General features: G+C 65.1%; 16 protein-coding genes. 6 read left to right on the forward strand and 10 right to left on the reverse strand.

Going from position 1 to position 15,411, the window contains the following annotated elements:
- Positions 1-13: 13 nt before the first annotated feature.
- The 8 genes from ABGN05_RS26570 to ABGN05_RS26605 all read right to left on the reverse strand — a co-directional run bounded on the left by ABGN05_RS26570 (position 14) and on the right by ABGN05_RS26605 (position 5,259).
- The gene (locus ABGN05_RS26570) at positions 14-1,384 is read right to left on the reverse strand and encodes an NADH-quinone oxidoreductase subunit E (protein ID WP_367957050.1); all 1,371 of its coding nucleotides are present in this window, start codon (positions 1,382-1,384) and stop codon (positions 14-16) included.
- Positions 1,385-1,689: 305 nt separating this feature from the next.
- Positions 1,690-2,100 (reverse strand): Uma2 family endonuclease, encoded by a 411-nt coding sequence (locus ABGN05_RS26575; protein ID WP_367957051.1) that lies wholly within the window; start codon positions 2,098-2,100, stop codon positions 1,690-1,692.
- Between the two features lie 53 nt (positions 2,101-2,153).
- Positions 2,154-3,344 (reverse strand): NADH-quinone oxidoreductase subunit D, encoded by a 1,191-nt coding sequence (locus tag ABGN05_RS26580; RefSeq protein WP_367957052.1) that lies wholly within the window; start codon positions 3,342-3,344, stop codon positions 2,154-2,156.
- A 40-nt stretch (positions 3,345-3,384) separates the two neighbouring features.
- Positions 3,385-3,576 (reverse strand): hypothetical protein, encoded by a 192-nt coding sequence (locus tag ABGN05_RS26585; RefSeq protein ID WP_367957053.1) that lies wholly within the window; start codon positions 3,574-3,576, stop codon positions 3,385-3,387.
- A 15-nt stretch (positions 3,577-3,591) separates the two neighbouring features.
- A complete protein-coding gene (locus ABGN05_RS26590) occupies positions 3,592-4,191 on the reverse strand; it encodes an NADH-quinone oxidoreductase subunit C (RefSeq protein WP_367957054.1) in 600 nt (199 codons plus the stop codon).
- Positions 4,188-4,316: a hypothetical protein gene (locus tag ABGN05_RS26595; protein WP_367957055.1), complete on the reverse strand. Its 129-nt coding sequence runs from the start codon at positions 4,314-4,316 to the stop codon at positions 4,188-4,190. The genes ABGN05_RS26590 and ABGN05_RS26595 overlap by 4 nt, the downstream gene beginning before the upstream one ends.
- 5 nt (positions 4,317-4,321) lie before the next feature.
- Positions 4,322-4,903, reverse strand: coding sequence for a NuoB/complex I 20 kDa subunit family protein (locus tag ABGN05_RS26600; RefSeq protein ID WP_367957056.1), 582 nt, complete (start codon positions 4,901-4,903; stop codon positions 4,322-4,324).
- Complete coding sequence (locus ABGN05_RS26605) at positions 4,894-5,259, reverse strand: NADH-quinone oxidoreductase subunit A (RefSeq protein WP_367957057.1); 366 nt, start codon at positions 5,257-5,259, stop codon at positions 4,894-4,896. Before ABGN05_RS26605 ends, ABGN05_RS26600 begins: the two co-directional genes overlap by 10 nt.
- Positions 5,260-5,523: 264 nt before the next feature.
- Between ABGN05_RS26605 and ABGN05_RS26610 the strand changes: the two genes are divergently transcribed.
- On the forward strand, positions 5,524-6,729 hold the full coding sequence (locus ABGN05_RS26610; protein WP_367957058.1) for a winged helix-turn-helix domain-containing protein: 1,206 nt from the start codon (positions 5,524-5,526) through the stop codon (positions 6,727-6,729).
- Between the two features lie 3 nt (positions 6,730-6,732).
- Here ABGN05_RS26610 and ABGN05_RS26615 read toward each other — a convergent pair whose 3' ends face one another.
- Both ABGN05_RS26615 and ABGN05_RS26620 read right to left on the reverse strand, forming a co-directional pair.
- Complete coding sequence (locus ABGN05_RS26615; RefSeq protein ID WP_367957059.1) at positions 6,733-7,140, reverse strand: DUF6481 family protein; 408 nt, start codon at positions 7,138-7,140, stop codon at positions 6,733-6,735.
- 304 nt (positions 7,141-7,444) lie between these two features.
- Positions 7,445-7,648, reverse strand: a complete 204-nt coding sequence (locus tag ABGN05_RS26620; RefSeq protein WP_367957060.1) for a hypothetical protein — start codon at positions 7,646-7,648, stop codon at positions 7,445-7,447.
- A 302-nt stretch (positions 7,649-7,950) separates the two neighbouring features.
- Here ABGN05_RS26620 and topA point away from each other — a divergent pair, with 302 nt between their 5' ends.
- Genes topA through ABGN05_RS26645 form a run of 5 tightly spaced genes read left to right on the forward strand, consistent with a single transcriptional unit; the run spans position 7,951 to position 15,294 of the window.
- A complete protein-coding gene (gene topA / locus ABGN05_RS26625; protein ID WP_367957061.1) occupies positions 7,951-10,566 on the forward strand; it encodes a type I DNA topoisomerase in 2,616 nt (871 codons plus the stop codon).
- A gap of 4 nt (positions 10,567-10,570) precedes the next feature.
- Entirely contained in the window at positions 10,571-12,895 is a 2,325-nt protein-coding gene (gene rnr, locus ABGN05_RS26630; protein WP_367957062.1) for a ribonuclease R, read from the forward strand.
- Positions 12,895-13,329 (forward strand): DUF983 domain-containing protein, encoded by a 435-nt coding sequence (locus ABGN05_RS26635; RefSeq protein WP_367957194.1) that lies wholly within the window; start codon positions 12,895-12,897, stop codon positions 13,327-13,329. Before rnr ends, ABGN05_RS26635 begins: the two co-directional genes overlap by 1 nt.
- Before the next feature lie 32 nt (positions 13,330-13,361).
- Positions 13,362-14,102 carry an NUDIX hydrolase gene (locus tag ABGN05_RS26640; RefSeq protein ID WP_367957063.1) on the forward strand — a complete coding sequence of 247 codons (741 nt, stop codon included), beginning with the start codon at positions 13,362-13,364 and terminating at the stop codon, positions 14,100-14,102.
- 13 nt (positions 14,103-14,115) lie between these two features.
- Positions 14,116-15,294, forward strand: coding sequence for an MFS transporter (locus ABGN05_RS26645; protein ID WP_367957064.1), 1,179 nt, complete (start codon positions 14,116-14,118; stop codon positions 15,292-15,294).
- The last annotated feature ends 117 nt before the right edge of the window (positions 15,295-15,411 follow it).

Here is a 15,411-nt window from a genome sequence, read left to right on the forward strand (position 1 = left end):
GCGGCGGCCTTCCTCATCTCGGTTTCTTTCCGAACACGCGGATGTACTCAGCCTCGCCGCCATCCGCGAGCGCCTTAGCCTGCCTGACCCAGTCCTCGCGCTCGATCCTGCCGCGGAACCGCAGATAGCCGTCGACCCATCCCCGCTCTTCCGGCGTCCAGGCGGCGATCTGGGTGAAAGTGAATATCCCGAGCGAATGCAGCGTCCGCTCGATCTTGGGACCGACGCCGGAGATCATCTGCAGCTCGTCGGGCGCGGCGGGTCGCTCCATTCCGATCGGCCGGTTCTTGTCGAGGAGCGACGGCTTTTCCGGCTCCTGCGGCTTTCCCTTGCCTTTCGCGGTGCGCGCAAGGGCTACGGTTGAATTGACCTCGCCCACATCGTCGTCGGCCGGCGCGGACTGACCGCCCAGGCTGCTGGCAGTTCTGGCGATCGATAGTGTCGGACCCTCGTTCGGGCTCGTGGGTGCGCCTTCCACCTGTTCGGAGGTCGGCGCGTCGCCCTTCGACGGCTCTCTCGCCGAACGCTGCTTCCTCGTGTCCTCTACGATCGGCTCGGCGGCGTTTGCCGCGGCCTTGTCTTCGTTAGGCGCGGACGCGCTCTCGGCCTTCTCGACTGCCGGACTCACCTTGGTAGGAGACGGCGACTTGATCGCGGGATTCGTTTCGGGAGCAGCGGTCTTCGGCCGGCCGGCTCTCGACGGGCCGACGGCCCCGCCCTCCGCGGGTGCGGCCTTGGCGGAGGGCTGCGGCCGCGAGGCCTTCAGCACGCCCTTTTCGTCCTTGAGCGTGGTGAACCCCGACGCGGGCGCCGAATAGTACCGGTCCGTCTGAGGCCCCGTGCGCACGCTGTCGCCGCGGCCGGCCTCGAACTCGTCGATGATCTCAGCCAGGCGCTGCGGCGTCAGGTCCTCGTAAGTGTCCTTGAAGATCATCACCATCGGCGCGTTAACGCAGGCGCCGAGGCATTCCACCTCTTCCCACGACAGGGTTCCGTCCGCATTGAGGTGGAACTGCTCTGCATGGATCTTCGACCGGCAGATGTCCATCAGCGCTTCGGAGCCGCGCAGCATGCAGGGCGTCGTGCCGCAGACCTGGACATGCGCCCGCGTTCCCACCGGCTTCAGCTGGAACTGCGTATAGAAGGTCGCCACTTCCAGCGCACGGATATAGGGCATGCCCAGCATGTCGGCGACGTGCTCGATGGCGGCTTTCGTGACCCAGCCTTCCTGCTCCTGGGCAAGCATAAGGAGCGGGATGACGGCGGACTGTTCGCGGCCCTGGGGATACTTCCCGATCCAAGTTTTCGCCTCTGCCGTCTTCACCTCGTCAAAGGCGAAGGCGGCTGGCTGAACGGCTGGCTCTGCGAGACGGCGGACGGACATGGCGACCCATGTTTTTGCTGCTTATGTTGCGCTGCGTTCTAACACACGCTCGTCAAAAGGCCAGTGCTTCGACGCCGCATTTTGGGGCGCAAAGCGCGATGAATGCGCACGCTCCGATCCCCTGCGCGCCTGCGAGAATGTCAGGCGGAGACGCCGTTCAGGCGTTCAGCAACTGCTCCACGTCGATCGATAGAAGCCCGGAGGATCGAACAGGGCGACGCCGGACGACAGTATGCTTGTTTCAATCGCTCCGTTTTCCTCCTTCCGGCTCATCCGGACGACGAGTTTCCCGTAGAAATCGATGATCAGATAGTGACGGATGCTGGGATGCGGGAATACTCCGCCACTTTCGTCCCCGTGTCGCTGCGTCCGCTAGACGGGGAAACGACTTCGACCACAAGCACCGGCTCGTCGAGCACCATGGCTTCCGGATCGATCGCGCTGCATTGTATGGAGGCGTCAGGCTGGCGGGAATTGTGTTCGTCGATGACGACCGACATGCCGTCGCCCTTCACGAAGCAGGCGAGCCCGGCATCCCTGACCGCGTTTCGCAACGTCTCCCATGCGTGCATCTTCATGTCGACATGGCGCGATCGCTCCGGCGACATGGCCACCACTTCGCCGTCCACGAGTTCGTACCTGCCGGCGTCCTGCGAGGCGGCCCATTCGAGGAATGCCGCCATCTCCATTCGTTTCGGCATGGTCAAAGCTGTCATGACCAAAGTCTACCACGCCGGACCCGAACCGGCGAATCGATCGAAACGCGTGGCTATCGGTCCACTTCGCCGAACACGATGTCGAGCGAGCCGAGCACGGCCGACACATCGGCCAGCATGTGGCCGCGGCACATGAAGTCCATCGCCTGCAGGTGCGCGAAGCCCGGCGCGCGCAGCTTGGCGCGATACGGTTTGTTGGTGCCGTCGGCCACGAGATAGACACCGAACTCGCCCTTCGGCGCTTCCACGGCCGCGTAGACCTCGCCCTCGGGCACGCGATATCCCTCGGTATAGAGTTTGAAGTGATGGATCAGCGATTCCATCGAGCGCTTCATCGCGGCGCGCTTGGGCGGCACGATCTTGCCGTCCTGGTTCGACACCGGGCCGACCTTGTCCTTGCCGAGGAGCCGTTCCACGCACTGGCGCATGATCTTGGCCGACTGTCGCATCTCCTCCATGCGGATGAGATAGCGGTCGTAGCAGTCGCCGTTCTTGCCGATCGGGATCTCGAACTTCATCTCGTCATAGCACTCGTAGGGCTGCGACTTGCGCAGGTCCCAGCGGGCGCCCGAGCCGCGAACCATCACGCCCGAGAAGCCCCAGTCCCATGCGTCCTGGAGGCTCACCACGCCGATGTCGACGTTGCGCTGCTTGAAGATGCGATTGCCGGTCAGGAGTTCGTCAAGATTGTCGAGCGTCTGGTGGAAGGGATCGATCCACTTGCCGATGTCCTCCACCAGCTTTTCCGGCAGGTCCTGGTGGACCCCGCCCGGACGGAAATAGGCCGCATGCATGCGCGATCCCGAGGCGCGCTCGTAGAAGACCATCAGCTTCTCGCGCTCCTCGAAGCCCCACAGCGGCGGCGTCAGCGCACCGACGTCCATCGCCTGCGTCGTGACGTTGAGGAGATGCGAGAGGATACGGCCGATTTCGGAATAGAGCACACGCACGAGCTGGCCGCGCTTGGGCACATCGATGTCGAGCAGGCGCTCGACCGCGAGGCACCAGGCGTGCTCCTGGTTCATGGGCGCGACGTAGTCGAGGCGGTCGAAATAGGGCAGCGCCTGGAGGTAGGTCTTCTGTTCGATCAGTTTCTCGGTGCCGCGGTGCAGGAGGCCGATATGCGGATCGACGCGCGCCACCACCTCGCCATCGAGTTCCAGCACCAGGCGCAGCACGCCGTGCGCGGCCGGATGCTGCGGCCCGAAATTGATGTTGAAGTTGCGCACATTGTGCTCGGTCATTTTTCCATTTCCCGAACCGCGATGGCCGCCACGGCGGACATCAGCCGATACCCTGCCCCAGAAGGGCCCCGCCGCCGAACAGCCAGAAAGCGAGTGCCGCCACGATCAGCACCACCAGCACCTTGCCCACCGTGTCGTTCACGACCGGGCGCCCGCGAAGCTTCGACACCACGTACCAGACCGCGGCAACGGCGAGAACCGCGACGAGAACGATGAAGAGCAGCCTGGCCATGCCCGGTCGCCAACGCTACTTCGCCTTCTCGTCCCCCGGCAGCACGTAGTCCGTGCCTTCCCAGGGGCTGAGGAAATCGAAGTTGCGGAATTCCTGCTTCAGTTCGACCGGTTCGTACACCACGCGCTTGACCTCGTCGTCGTAGCGGACCTCGACGAAACCGGTCAGAGGGAAGTCCTTGCGCAGCGGATGGCCCTCGAAGCCGTAGTCGGTGAGGATGCGGCGCAGTTCCGGATGTCCGCTGAACAGAATGCCGTAGAGATCGTAGGCCTCGCGCTCGAACCAGTCGGCGCCCGGAAAGACAGGCGTGGCGGACGGGACCGGCGTATCCTCGTCGGTCGCAACCTTGACCCGGATTCGCAGGTTCTGGCGCGGCGACAAGAGGTGATAAACGACTTCGAACCGCTTCTCGCGGTCGGGATAGTCGACGCCGCAGATGTCGATGATCGAGATGAACTGGCACTGCACGTCACGCTTGAGGAAGGACAGCACCTCGACGATGTCGCCGGCGGCGACCGTCAGCGTCAGTTCGCCGAATGCGACGACGGAACTCTCGACGTCGACGTGGAGCCGTTCGCCGATATAGCTGGCGAGATCGTTCAGCGCTTCACTCATTTTTCGATCTTCTTCAACCGCTGGTCAATCAATACCAGTCGCTCCGCCGGCGCCTCGTAAAGCGCCCTGTTCTCTGCCCGCGACTCGCGCAGCAAGCGAACAGTCATGTCATCCGGCTCGGCCATCGCGCCTACCTCTCGATCGTGCCTGTGCGGCGGATCTTCTTCTGCAGCAGCAGGATGCCGTAAAGCAGCGCCTCCGCGGTGGGCGGACAGCCCGGCACGTAGATGTCTACCGGTACGATGCGGTCGCAGCCGCGCACCACCGAATAGGAGTAGTGATAGTAGCCGCCGCCATTTGCGCAGGAGCCCATCGAGATCACGTAACGCGGGTCGGGCATCTGGTCGTAGACCTTGCGCAGCGCCGGCGCCATCTTGTTGGTCAGCGTGCCGGCCACGATCATGACATCCGACTGGCGCGGCGAGGCGCGCGGCGCGATGCCGAAGCGCTCTGCGTCGTAGCGCGGCATGGAAATGTGCATCATCTCCACCGCGCAGCAGGCCAAGCCGAACGTCATCCACATCAGCGAGCCGGTGCGCGCCCACGTGATCAGTGCCTCCGAAGAGGTGACGAGAAAGCCCTTGTCGGCGAGTTCCGAATTGATTTCGCCGTAGAATCGGTCGTCAGAGCCGATCGGCTTTCCGGTGCCGGGGTCGATGATGCCCTTCGGCTTCGGCGCGACGAGGGTCTGGGAACTATCGTTCAATCCCATTCCAGCGCTCCTTTTTTCCACTCATATATGAAGCCGATCGTCAGCACGCCAAGGAAGATCATCATCGACCAAAAGCCGAGCCATCCGATCGCGCCGAACGACACCGCCCAGGGGAAGAGGAACGCCACTTCCAGATCGAAGATGATGAAAAGGATGGAGACAAGATAGAAGCGTACGTCGAACTTCATGCGCGCGTCGTCGAAGGCGTTGAAGCCGCATTCGTAGGCGGACAGCTTCTCCGGGTCGGGATTGCTGACCGCGACGACGAAGGGAGCCGCGATGAGCGCGATGCCGATGACCAGCGCCACGGCCATGAAGATCACGATGGGTAGATACGAAACCAGGAGTTCGTTCATGCCTGAGCCTTCCAGGGCCGCCGCGCCGGGGAAACCTTTGATCCCTCGATACGTCCATGGGTTCGGTCTGGACCGTGCCCGCGGATGCCCGTGTTGCAACGCGGGAGGGTTAGCGCAGCCCGGTTTGCTACGCAAGACAAAGGTTGGCCTCGGTACCCTCGCCCGGCCCTGTCAGCATGGTTCGTGGCGACGCGCCTTTCGGGTTGACGCGACGCCCGGTCGTCTCCCAAACCGGTCGAGCCTCGCAGCACCGCAGGATCACGCATGACGAAGGAAAAACTCTCGCTCGCGGCAGCCCGGCGCGTAGCCCTCGCCGCGCAGGGTTTCCAGCGTGAAAAACCGGAGGGGCCGGTGAGTTACCGGCACCTCAAGTCCGTGCTGAAACACACGGGCCTGTTCCAGATCGATTCCGTCAGCGCGGTGGTGCGCGCGCACTACATGCCCGCCTTTTCGCGCATCGGCGCCTATTCCATGCCAATCCTCGACGATGCAGCCTCGCGTTCTCCCCGCCGGCTGTTCGAATACTGGGCGCACGAAACCTCCTACCTGCCGGTCGAGACCTGGCCGCTCGTCCAGTGGCGCATGGCGAACGCCCGCGACAATCGCGGCATCTACGGACGGCTGGCCGAGTTCGGACGCGAAAAGGCAGACTACGTCGAGGAGATCTTCCGCCGGGTGGAGGTGGAGGGGCCGATTGCTGCTTCGAAGATAGAGGGGCAGAAGGGCGAAGGCGGCTGGTGGGGATGGAGCGACGCCAAGCATGCGTTCGAGTGGCTCTTCTGGGCGGGGCGGATCACCACCGCCAGCCGGCGCGGCTTCGAGCGGCTCTACGACCTGCCAGAACGGGTGATCCCACGCCCCGTGTTCGACCAGCCCACGCCCGAACCTCGCGACGCAATCCGCGAACTCCTGCGGATCTCGGCCCGCGCTCTCGGCGTTGCGACCGCAGCCGATCTGCGCGACTATTTCCGCCTGTCGCCAGCCGAGGCGGACGAACGTATCGCGGAACTGGTCGAGACGGGGGAACTGCAGCCCGTGCGGGTCGAGGGCTGGAGCCAGAAGGCCTTCCTCTTCCAGGACGCGCGTCTGCCGCGCCGGATCGAGGCGCAGACACTTCTCGCCCCATTCGATCCGCTCGTGTGGGAACGCGGCAGGACCGAACGCCTGTTCGGGTTCCGATACAGGATCGAGATCTACACGCCGGCCCACAAGCGCGTGCACGGCTACTACGTCCTGCCCTTCCTTCTCGACGAGGCCCTGGTGGCGCGTCTCGACGTCAAGGCGGACCGGCCAGCCGGAATCCTCCGAGTCCAATCCGCGTTCGCCGAACCGCGCGCGCCGGCGCACACAGCGGAGGCGGTCGGGGTCGAACTGAGACGGATGTCGGAGTGGCTTGGCCTGAGCGGGATCGAGGTCGGTCCCGCGGGTGACCTCGCCCCGGCGCTGGCCGGGGCGATGGATCGAGGCTGAAGATCAGCCGATCTTGCGACCGCGTGCCTTGCGCGCCGCATAGCGGGCGTCGCGCTTGGCCTTGCGGGCGGCTTCCTCCGCGATCTCCAGAGCGGCCCGCTCCGCTTCCTCGGCGGCAAGAACTTCCGCCTGACGACGTTCTTCTTCCTCGCGCGCCTGGCGCTCGGCTTCCTTCTTTGCTTCCAGTTCGGCCTTTTCGCGGGCTTCCTTGGCGAGCTTGGCCTGACGACGGGCCTCGCGCTCCTTCTCGCGCTCGGCACGCGCCTCGGCGATCGCCTTGCGTTCCGCCAGGCGGGCCTGCATGGCGGGATCGTTCTCGTCGGGGCGGTTCTTGAATTTTTCGAGCAGCGCGGCCTTCGCCGCCATGGCGTCTTGACGCCGGTCTATGAAATTATCCCTGTAGTTCTTCAAGTCGTACCTTCTGGTTTCATCAGCACTTTGAGTGGCTCCGCATACATGATGCGGGTTTCGAAGCGGTTCAAGACGACACGGGCCGTGGAAGAACCGCTACCGCAGGCCAGTCAAAATGCGAGACGGCGGCCTGTCTCGCTCCATTGGGAGCGGCGACTCGTGCCGGATATGTCTGATGACTCGCCCGTGCGATACACGCGATCTATTATCGCGAAGGGTATCGGTCAAGACCTTGGACCAATCCTTGACTCCGAATCTGCCGCAGCGGAATGGCGCGAATTCCGGCAGGCCGCGAAAACAGTGATCAATTCGCCCTGGTGCGTCGCTTGCCCGCAGCACTTCGCGACTTCTCGCCCCGCACGATGTCGCCAGCCTCCTGTGACGCCATCTCGATGAGGTAGGCGAGCATGTCGCAGCGTTGTGCCTCGGCCATGGCTCGAAGCTGGCCCAGCATGGTGTGCATGTAGTCAAGCGTCGCCAGGCGGTTGCCGCGATCGTCCTCGGTCATCGGCATCTTTCCTTGGTCGGGAGCCGGACTCGCCATGCAGCGATGCCGACGCAGTTCACTTGGTCGCGCATGCGTGTGCTCGCCGTCACCGCCTGGTTCGAGGTAGAGCACACACTTATCTTAGGTTGCTTTTTATTTCAATTGCAACCTATTGGTCATCCCGCCCCTGTCCTGTCCTAATTCGGGCACCGGGACTTGACCACACGCCAAAGGCCAGCCATGTGACGGGCGAATCTTATCATCGGCGGCGTACTCGGACAGGATCCGGCACAACCGGCGCCACAGGGAAATCCGCATCCGTCATGGACGTCGTCGTCGTCGAATCCCCCGCGAAAGCGAAGACCATCAACAAGTATCTCGGCCGGAACTACAAGGTTCTGGCCTCCTTCGGGCATGTCCGCGACCTTCCGTCGAAGGACGGATCGGTGCGGCCCGACGAGGATTTTTCCATGTCCTGGGAGGTTGACGGCCCCTCCTCCAAGCGCCTCAGCGACATCACCAAAGCGGTGCGGGACGCCGACGGGCTCATCCTCGCCACCGATCCGGATCGCGAAGGCGAAGCGATCTCCTGGCACGTGCTCGAGGTGCTGCGACAGAAGAAGGTGCTCAAGGACAAGCCCGTGCGCCGTGTCGTGTTCAATGCGATCACCAAGCAGTCGGTGCTCGACGCGATGGCCAATCCGCGCGACATCGACGGCCCGCTGGTCGATGCCTATCTCGCCCGCCGCGCGCTCGACTACCTCGTCGGATTCACTCTCTCTCCAGTCCTGTGGCGCAAGCTGCCAGGCGCCCGCTCCGCGGGACGCGTCCAGTCCGTGGCGCTCCGCCTCGTCTGCGACCGCGAAGCGGAGATCGAGCGCTTCATTCGGGAAGAATACTGGCAGATCGCTGCCTTCCTTCAGACGCCCAGGAGCGACGACTTCGAGGCCCGACTGACCGAATACGAGGGCAGGAAGCTCCAGAAGCTCGACGTCAAGAGCCAGGAGCAGGCCGATTCCATAAAGACCATGCTCGAGGGCGCGAGCTTCAAGGCGTTGTCGGTCGAGGCCAAGCCGACGAAGCGCAACCCCGGACCGCCCTTCACCACCTCGACGCTGCAGCAGGCCGCCTCGTCGCGGCTCGGCTTCTCCGCCTCGCGCACCATGCAGGTGGCGCAGCGTCTCTACGAAGGCATCGACATCGGCGGCGAGACGGCCGGTCTCATTACCTATATGCGGACCGACGGCGTCCAGATGGCGCCGGAAGCGCTGACGGGCGCGCGCGAGACGATCGGCAAGGAGTTCGGCGATCGCTACCTGCCCGAAAAGCCGCGCCAGTATACTGCCAAGGCCAAGAACGCGCAGGAGGCTCACGAGGCCATCCGGCCGACGGACTTCTCACGTCTGCCATCCGACATGCGCCAGTATCTCGACGCGGATCAGGCGAAGCTCTACGACCTGATCTGGAAGCGCGCCATTGCGAGCCAGATGCAGCCGGCCGAGATCGAACGTACCACGGTCGAGATCGAGGCAGCCAACGGACAGAAGAAGGCCGGCCTGCGCGCGGTCGGCTCCGTCGTCAAATTCGACGGCTTCATTGCCGCCTATACCGACCAGAAGGAAGAGGACGCCGAGGACGAGGAGAGCCGCCGGCTGCCGGAAATCCGTTCCGGCGAGAGCCTGAAACGCGAGAAGATCGACGCGACCAGGCACTCGACCGAGCCGCCGCCGCGCTATTCCGAAGCCTCATTGATCAAGCGGATGGAGGAGCTCGGTATCGGCCGCCCCTCGACCTACGCCGCGACGCTCAAGACGCTGGAGGACCGCGAATACGTCAGGATCGACAAGCGCAGGCTGATCCCGGAGGCGAAGGGCCGCCTGGTGACGGCATTCCTCGAGAGCTTCTTCGAGCGCTACGTCGAGTATGATTTCACCGCATCGCTCGAGGAAAAGCTCGACGAGATTTCCGACGGAAAACTCGCCTGGAAGGATGTCCTGCGCGACTTCTGGAAGGAATTCTCCGCCTCGGTCGACGACATCAAGGAACTGCGCGTCGGCGACGTGCTGGAGGCGCTGAACCAGGAACTCGCGCCGCTGGTGTTCCCGGCCCGCGAGGACGGAACCGATCCGCGCTCCTGCCCGAAATGCGGCTCCGGCCAACTCTCGTTGAAACTCGGCCGCTACGGCGCCTTCGTCGGCTGCTCGAACTATCCCGAGTGCGGCTACACGCGCCAGCTCGGCGACGCCAACGACAATGGCGAGACGGCCGCCGAAACCGCCGACCGTGAACTGGGCGCCGATCCTCACACGGGCGAGGCGATCACGCTCAAGAACGGGCGTTTCGGCCCCTACGTCCAGCGCGGCGAAGGCAAGGATGCCAAGCGCTCCAGCCTGCCCAAAGGCTGGGCGCCGGAGACCATCGATCATGAAAAGGCCATGGCGCTTCTGTCGCTGCCGCGCGACGTCGGAAAGCATCCGGAGTCTGGAAAGATGATTTCCGCCGGCATCGGCCGCTACGGTCCCTTCCTGCTGCACGACGGTGCTTATGCGAACCTCGACAGCGTGGAGGACGTTTTCTCCGTCGGCATCAATCGCGCCGTTTCCACGATCGCCGAAAAGGCTGCGTCGAGGGGCGCCGGACGCCGCGGCGGAACGCCTGCAGCCCTCAAGGAGTTGGGCGAGCATCCGGACGGCGGCGGCAAGATCACCGTGCGCGAAGGCCGCTATGGCCCCTACGTCAACCACGGCAAGGTCAACGCGACGCTGCCCAAGGGCAAGGAGCCGCTTTCGGTCACCGTCGAGGAGGCACTGGCGCTGATCGCCGAGAAGGCGGGCAAGTCAGGCGGCACGAAGGCTCCCGCGAAGAAGGCGGCGACCAAGAAGACCACGGCGAAGAAGCCGGCAAAGAAGACGGCGACCGCTTCGAAGAAGAAAGACTGACGGATTGGCCAGACGCATCCCAGGCAGCAGGTCGAAGCGCAGTCCCGGCGCCTCGGCGGAGGGTGCGGGAGGCGAAAAGCGCGACTTCCGGCCTTCCCGCGAGGACATCCTCAAATTCGTTGCCGAAAACCCCGACCGTGCCTCCAAGCGTGAGATCGCGAGGGCGTTCTCATTGCGCGGCGACGACCGCATCTGGCTGAAGGCTATCCTGCGCGATCTGCAGTCCGAAGGCATTCTCGAAAAGCGCTCCAGGAAGCTGCACAAGGCGGGCGCCCTGCCGCACGTCACCGTCCTCGACGTCTTCGGACGCGACGAGGATGGCGGCCTGCTGGCGCGCCCGTCGGAGGAACGCGAGGGCTTCGAGAGCGAGATCGTCTCCATCAGCCCTTCCATGCCCGGCAAGGGACCGACACCCGGTGTCGGCGATCGCGTTCTTGCCCGCATCTTTCCGGCAGAAGAGGCGCACGGCGCAGACTACACCGGGCAGATCATCAAGGTATTCGAGAAGCGCCGGGAGACCGCGCTGGGCGTCATCAGGCGTTTCCCGGACGGCAGCCACCGGGCGGAGCCCGTCGAGCGGCGCCAGCCCGAGATGCTGGTCGAGGGCGAATTCCTCAACGGCGCCGAACCGGGCGACCTGGTCGAGCTCGACCCCATGCGCCCGACCCGCTACGGCCTGCCGCGCGGCAAGGTCACTACGATCATCGGCTCGCTGACGAGCGAGAAGGCGGTCTCCATGATCGCCATTCATGCCCACGACATCCCGCACGTCTTTCCGCGCGACGTGGTCGAGGAAGCCGAACAGGCCACGCCCGCCTCTATGGACGGCCGCGAGGACTGGCGCGCCGTTCCCCTCGTCACGATCGATCCGGCCGACGCCAAGGATCATGACGACGCCGTTCACGCCATTGCAGACGAAGACGGTAAGAATCCCGGCGGCGTCATCGTCACCGTCGCCATCGCCGATGTTGCCGCCTACGTTCGGCCGGGCTCGGCGCTCGACCGCGAGGCGCTGAAGCGCGGCAACTCGGTCTACTTTCCCGACCGCGTCGTGCCGATGCTCCCCGAGCGCATCTCCAACGACCTGTGCTCGCTTCGCGAAGGTCAGGACCGCCCTGCCCTAGCCGTGCGCATGACCTTCGCCGCGGACGGACGCAAGCTGCGCCACTCCTTCCACCGCATCATGATGAAATCGGCCGCCCGCCTCGCCTACCCGCAGGCGCAAGCCGCGATCGACGGCGCGCCGGACGAGAAGACCGGCCCGATCCTCGAAGGAACGCTGAAGCCGCTTTGGGACGCTTATGCAGTGCTTTCGCGCGGCCGCAAGGATCGCGGACCTTTGGAACTCGACCTGCCGGAACGCAAGATCCAGCTGAAGCCGGATGGAACTGTGGATCGCGTCGTCGTGCCGGAGCGTCTCGACGCGCACCGGCTGATCGAGGAGTTCATGATCCAGGCGAACGTCTCGGCTGCGGAGACGCTGGAGGCCAGGAAGCAGCCGCTGATCTACCGCATCCACGACGCGCCGTCGCTCGCCAAGCAGGAATCGCTCCGCGAGTTCCTGCAGACCGTCGACCTGTCGCTTGCCCGGGGGGCGCAGCTTCGTCCCTCGCAGTTTAACGCAATCCTTGCAAAGGTCAGGGGCGAGGAGAACGAACTCCTGATCAACGAGGTCGTCCTGCGCTCGCAGAGCCAGGCGGAGTATGCGCCGGGTAACATCGGCCATTTCGGACTCAACCTGCGACGCTACGCGCATTTCACCTCGCCCATCCGGCGCTATGCCGATCTCGTCGTGCATCGCGCACTGATCGCCGCGCTCGGGCTCGGCAAGGACGGGCTGACGCCGGGCGAGGAAGCGCGGCTGGAGGACACTTCGGCACTGATCTCGGCGTCGGAGCGGCGGGCCATGGCGGCCGAGCGCGACACCGTCGACCGGCTGATCGCCGACCATCTCGCCTCGCGCAAGGGCGAGGAGTTCGAGGGGCGCATCGGTGGCGTGACGAAGGCCGGGCTCTTTGTCAGATTGCCGCAGTTCGGCGCCGATGGCTTCATACCCGTGTCATCGCTCGGCAATGATTACTATATCTATGACGAAGCGGCGCATTCGCTGGTCGGAGAAAGAGGCGGAAAAGGCTATCGCCTCGGCGACGCGGTGGAAGTGCGGCTGGCGGAGATCGCTCCGCTGGCGGGATCGATGCGATTCGAGATGTTGAGCGAGCCGCGGCCCTTGCCGCCGGCCACCCGGTCCTTCCACAAGGCGAAGCGGCGGGACCGGCGGCTTTCGTCGCAGACGCCGAGGCGGGCAGGCGCCCGCCCAAGGAGAAAATGATGGAACGACAGGCATTCGGCGCAGAGAACCACTCGGACCGCCCCGCCCGTAGCGCGTGGCAGGCCATGAAGCGCGGCTTTCTCGGACGCTGTCCGAACTGCGGCAAAGGCAGGCTGTTCGCGTCTTTCGCCAGGACGAAAGAAAAGTGCGAAACTTGCGGCGAGGCGTTCCACCACCACCGCGCGGACGATCTTCCGGCCTATCTGGTGATCTTCATCGTCGGCCATATCGTCGTCGGCGCGTTCATGGGCGCGGAGGCGGTCACGCAGCTTTCAATGTGGCAGCATCTGGCGATCTGGGTGCCGGTGACGATCATCTCAGCCATCGCCCTTCTGCAGCCGGTCAAAGGTGCAGTGGTAGGCCTGCAATGGGCCTTCCATATGCATGGTTTCGGCGGCCATCCGGACGAACTCGAAACGCATCCCGAGGCGTGAGGCAGGCGGCCGTGTCGGAGGAGAAGTCGGTCATGGACGGCATGTCCCGCGCCGAGGTCGACAAGGCCGAATCGAAGGATTTCGCGCTCGGCGGCAAGCCCATGCGGCCGCGCGACGCCGCCACGCTCATCCTGCTCGACCGTTCGGGCGACGAGGTGCAGGTGCTGCTCGGACGCCGCCATCGCCGGCATGCCTTCATGCCTGGGCGCTTCGTGTTTCCGGGCGGCCGTACCGACCCGCATGACAGCCGGGTCAAGACCGTCTCGCCGCTGCCGCCGGAAGAGGAACTGCGCATCGCCGGCCACCACGCCCGCGCCTCGCGTGCCCGCGCCCGGGCGATCGCGCTTTCCGCCATCCGCGAGACCTACGAGGAGGCCGGGCTCCTGATCGGCGAGCGGGTTCCCTTCACCTCGACCCGGCCGGGCTGGCAGGGCTTCGTCGAGCATGGGGTCAGCCCCTCGCTCGAACGCCTGCGCTTCGTCGCACGCGCCATCACGCCGCCCGGACGCGTGCGCCGCTTCGACACGCGCTTCCTCGCGGCCTGGCGGGACGACGTCGCCGTCGCCCTGCCGGAAGGCGGACCCACCAACGAACTCGAGGAACTGTGCTGGCTGCCGATCGAGGAAGCCAAGGCGCTCGAGATCCCGGCAATCACGCGCACGGTCCTGGAGGAACTCCAGAAGCGGCTTGCGGACGATCCCGGGCTGCGGCCCGGAGCCCCTGCCCCGTTCTACCGCATGCTCCGCAACCGCTTCATGCGCGATACGATCTGACCCTCGCACCATCATGACGCGCGTTGTTCCATCACACGAGGGTGCGGCGCCGGACAGGGTGCGCTGGCTGTCGCTTGCCGCCGCGATCGCCTCGATCACGGCCGTCGGCGTCGCCATCGGGCTTGGCATCCCGCTGCTCAGCATCCTGCTGGAAGCGCGCGGTCATTCGGCCACCGCGATCGGTTTCAACACCGCCGTCGCCGGAATCGCTTCGATCGCGATGGCGCCTTTCGCCATCCCCATCGCGGTGCGGTTCGGCGTGATCCGCACCATGGTCTTTTCGATAGTCGCCGGCGCGCTCTCATTTGCCGGCTTCTATTTCGCCGCCGAGTACTGGATGTGGCTGCCGCTGCGTGCCGTCATGCACGCCGCGATGACGGTGCTCTTCATCCTCTCGGAGTTCTGGATCAGCGCCTCGGCCCCGCCGCACAAGCGCGGCCTCGTGCTCGGCATCTATGCCACGGTGCTGTCGCTCGGCTTCGCCTTCGGTCCATGGCTCTTCGCGCAGATCGGCAGCGAGGGTTTCGCCCCCTTCGGAGCAGGCGTCGTCATCATCGCTCTCGCCGCCCTGCCGGTCATGATCGCGCGGCGAGAGAGCCCCGAAATCTCCGGTCACGGATCGAGCGCGAGCTTCGGGCGCTACGTCTTTCTGGTCCCGACGGCGACCGCCGCCGTGCTGGTCTTCGGAGCGGTCGAGACCGGCGGCTTCGCGCTCTTTCCCGTCTACGGCAACAGGATCGGCTACGGCGAGGCGGACTCCGCCCTGCTTCTGACGGCCATCGGGCTCGGCAACGTGCTCCTCCAGGTGCCGCTCGGGATGATCAGCGATCGCGTTCGCGACAGGCGCACGATCCTGGCGGCGTGCGCCCTCATCGGTCTCGCCGGCATGATCATCCTGCCGATGGTCGCGGCGAACTGGTATCTCATGGCAGCCGTCCTCTTCGTCTGGGGCGGCGTCGTAGCCGGGCTCTACACGATTGGCCTCGCCCATCTCGGCTCGCGCCTCAGCGGTCGCGACCTCGCCTCGGCGAACGCCGCCTTCGTGTTCTGCTATGGCGTTGGGATGATCGCGGGGCCGCAGGTGATCGGCGCCGGCATGGACATCTTCGGGCCGCACGGTTTCGCGTGGTCGCTCGGCCTGTTCTTCGCGGCCTATCTGGTGCTGGCGCTCTCCAGGATGGTCGGGCGGTAGGACCGCCGAACCGGAAGCGATCGGAACGCCGCCGCCCTTGACTTTCGCCTGCGCTCGTTTATGTCTCCGCGAACTTTCCGCGGACGGTCGAGCCGTCGCGCGCCTCGTGGCGTGAGA

The organism is Aquibium pacificum (genome assembly GCF_040839445.1).
Classification (GTDB): Bacteria; Pseudomonadota; Alphaproteobacteria; order Rhizobiales; family Rhizobiaceae; genus Aquibium; species Aquibium pacificus.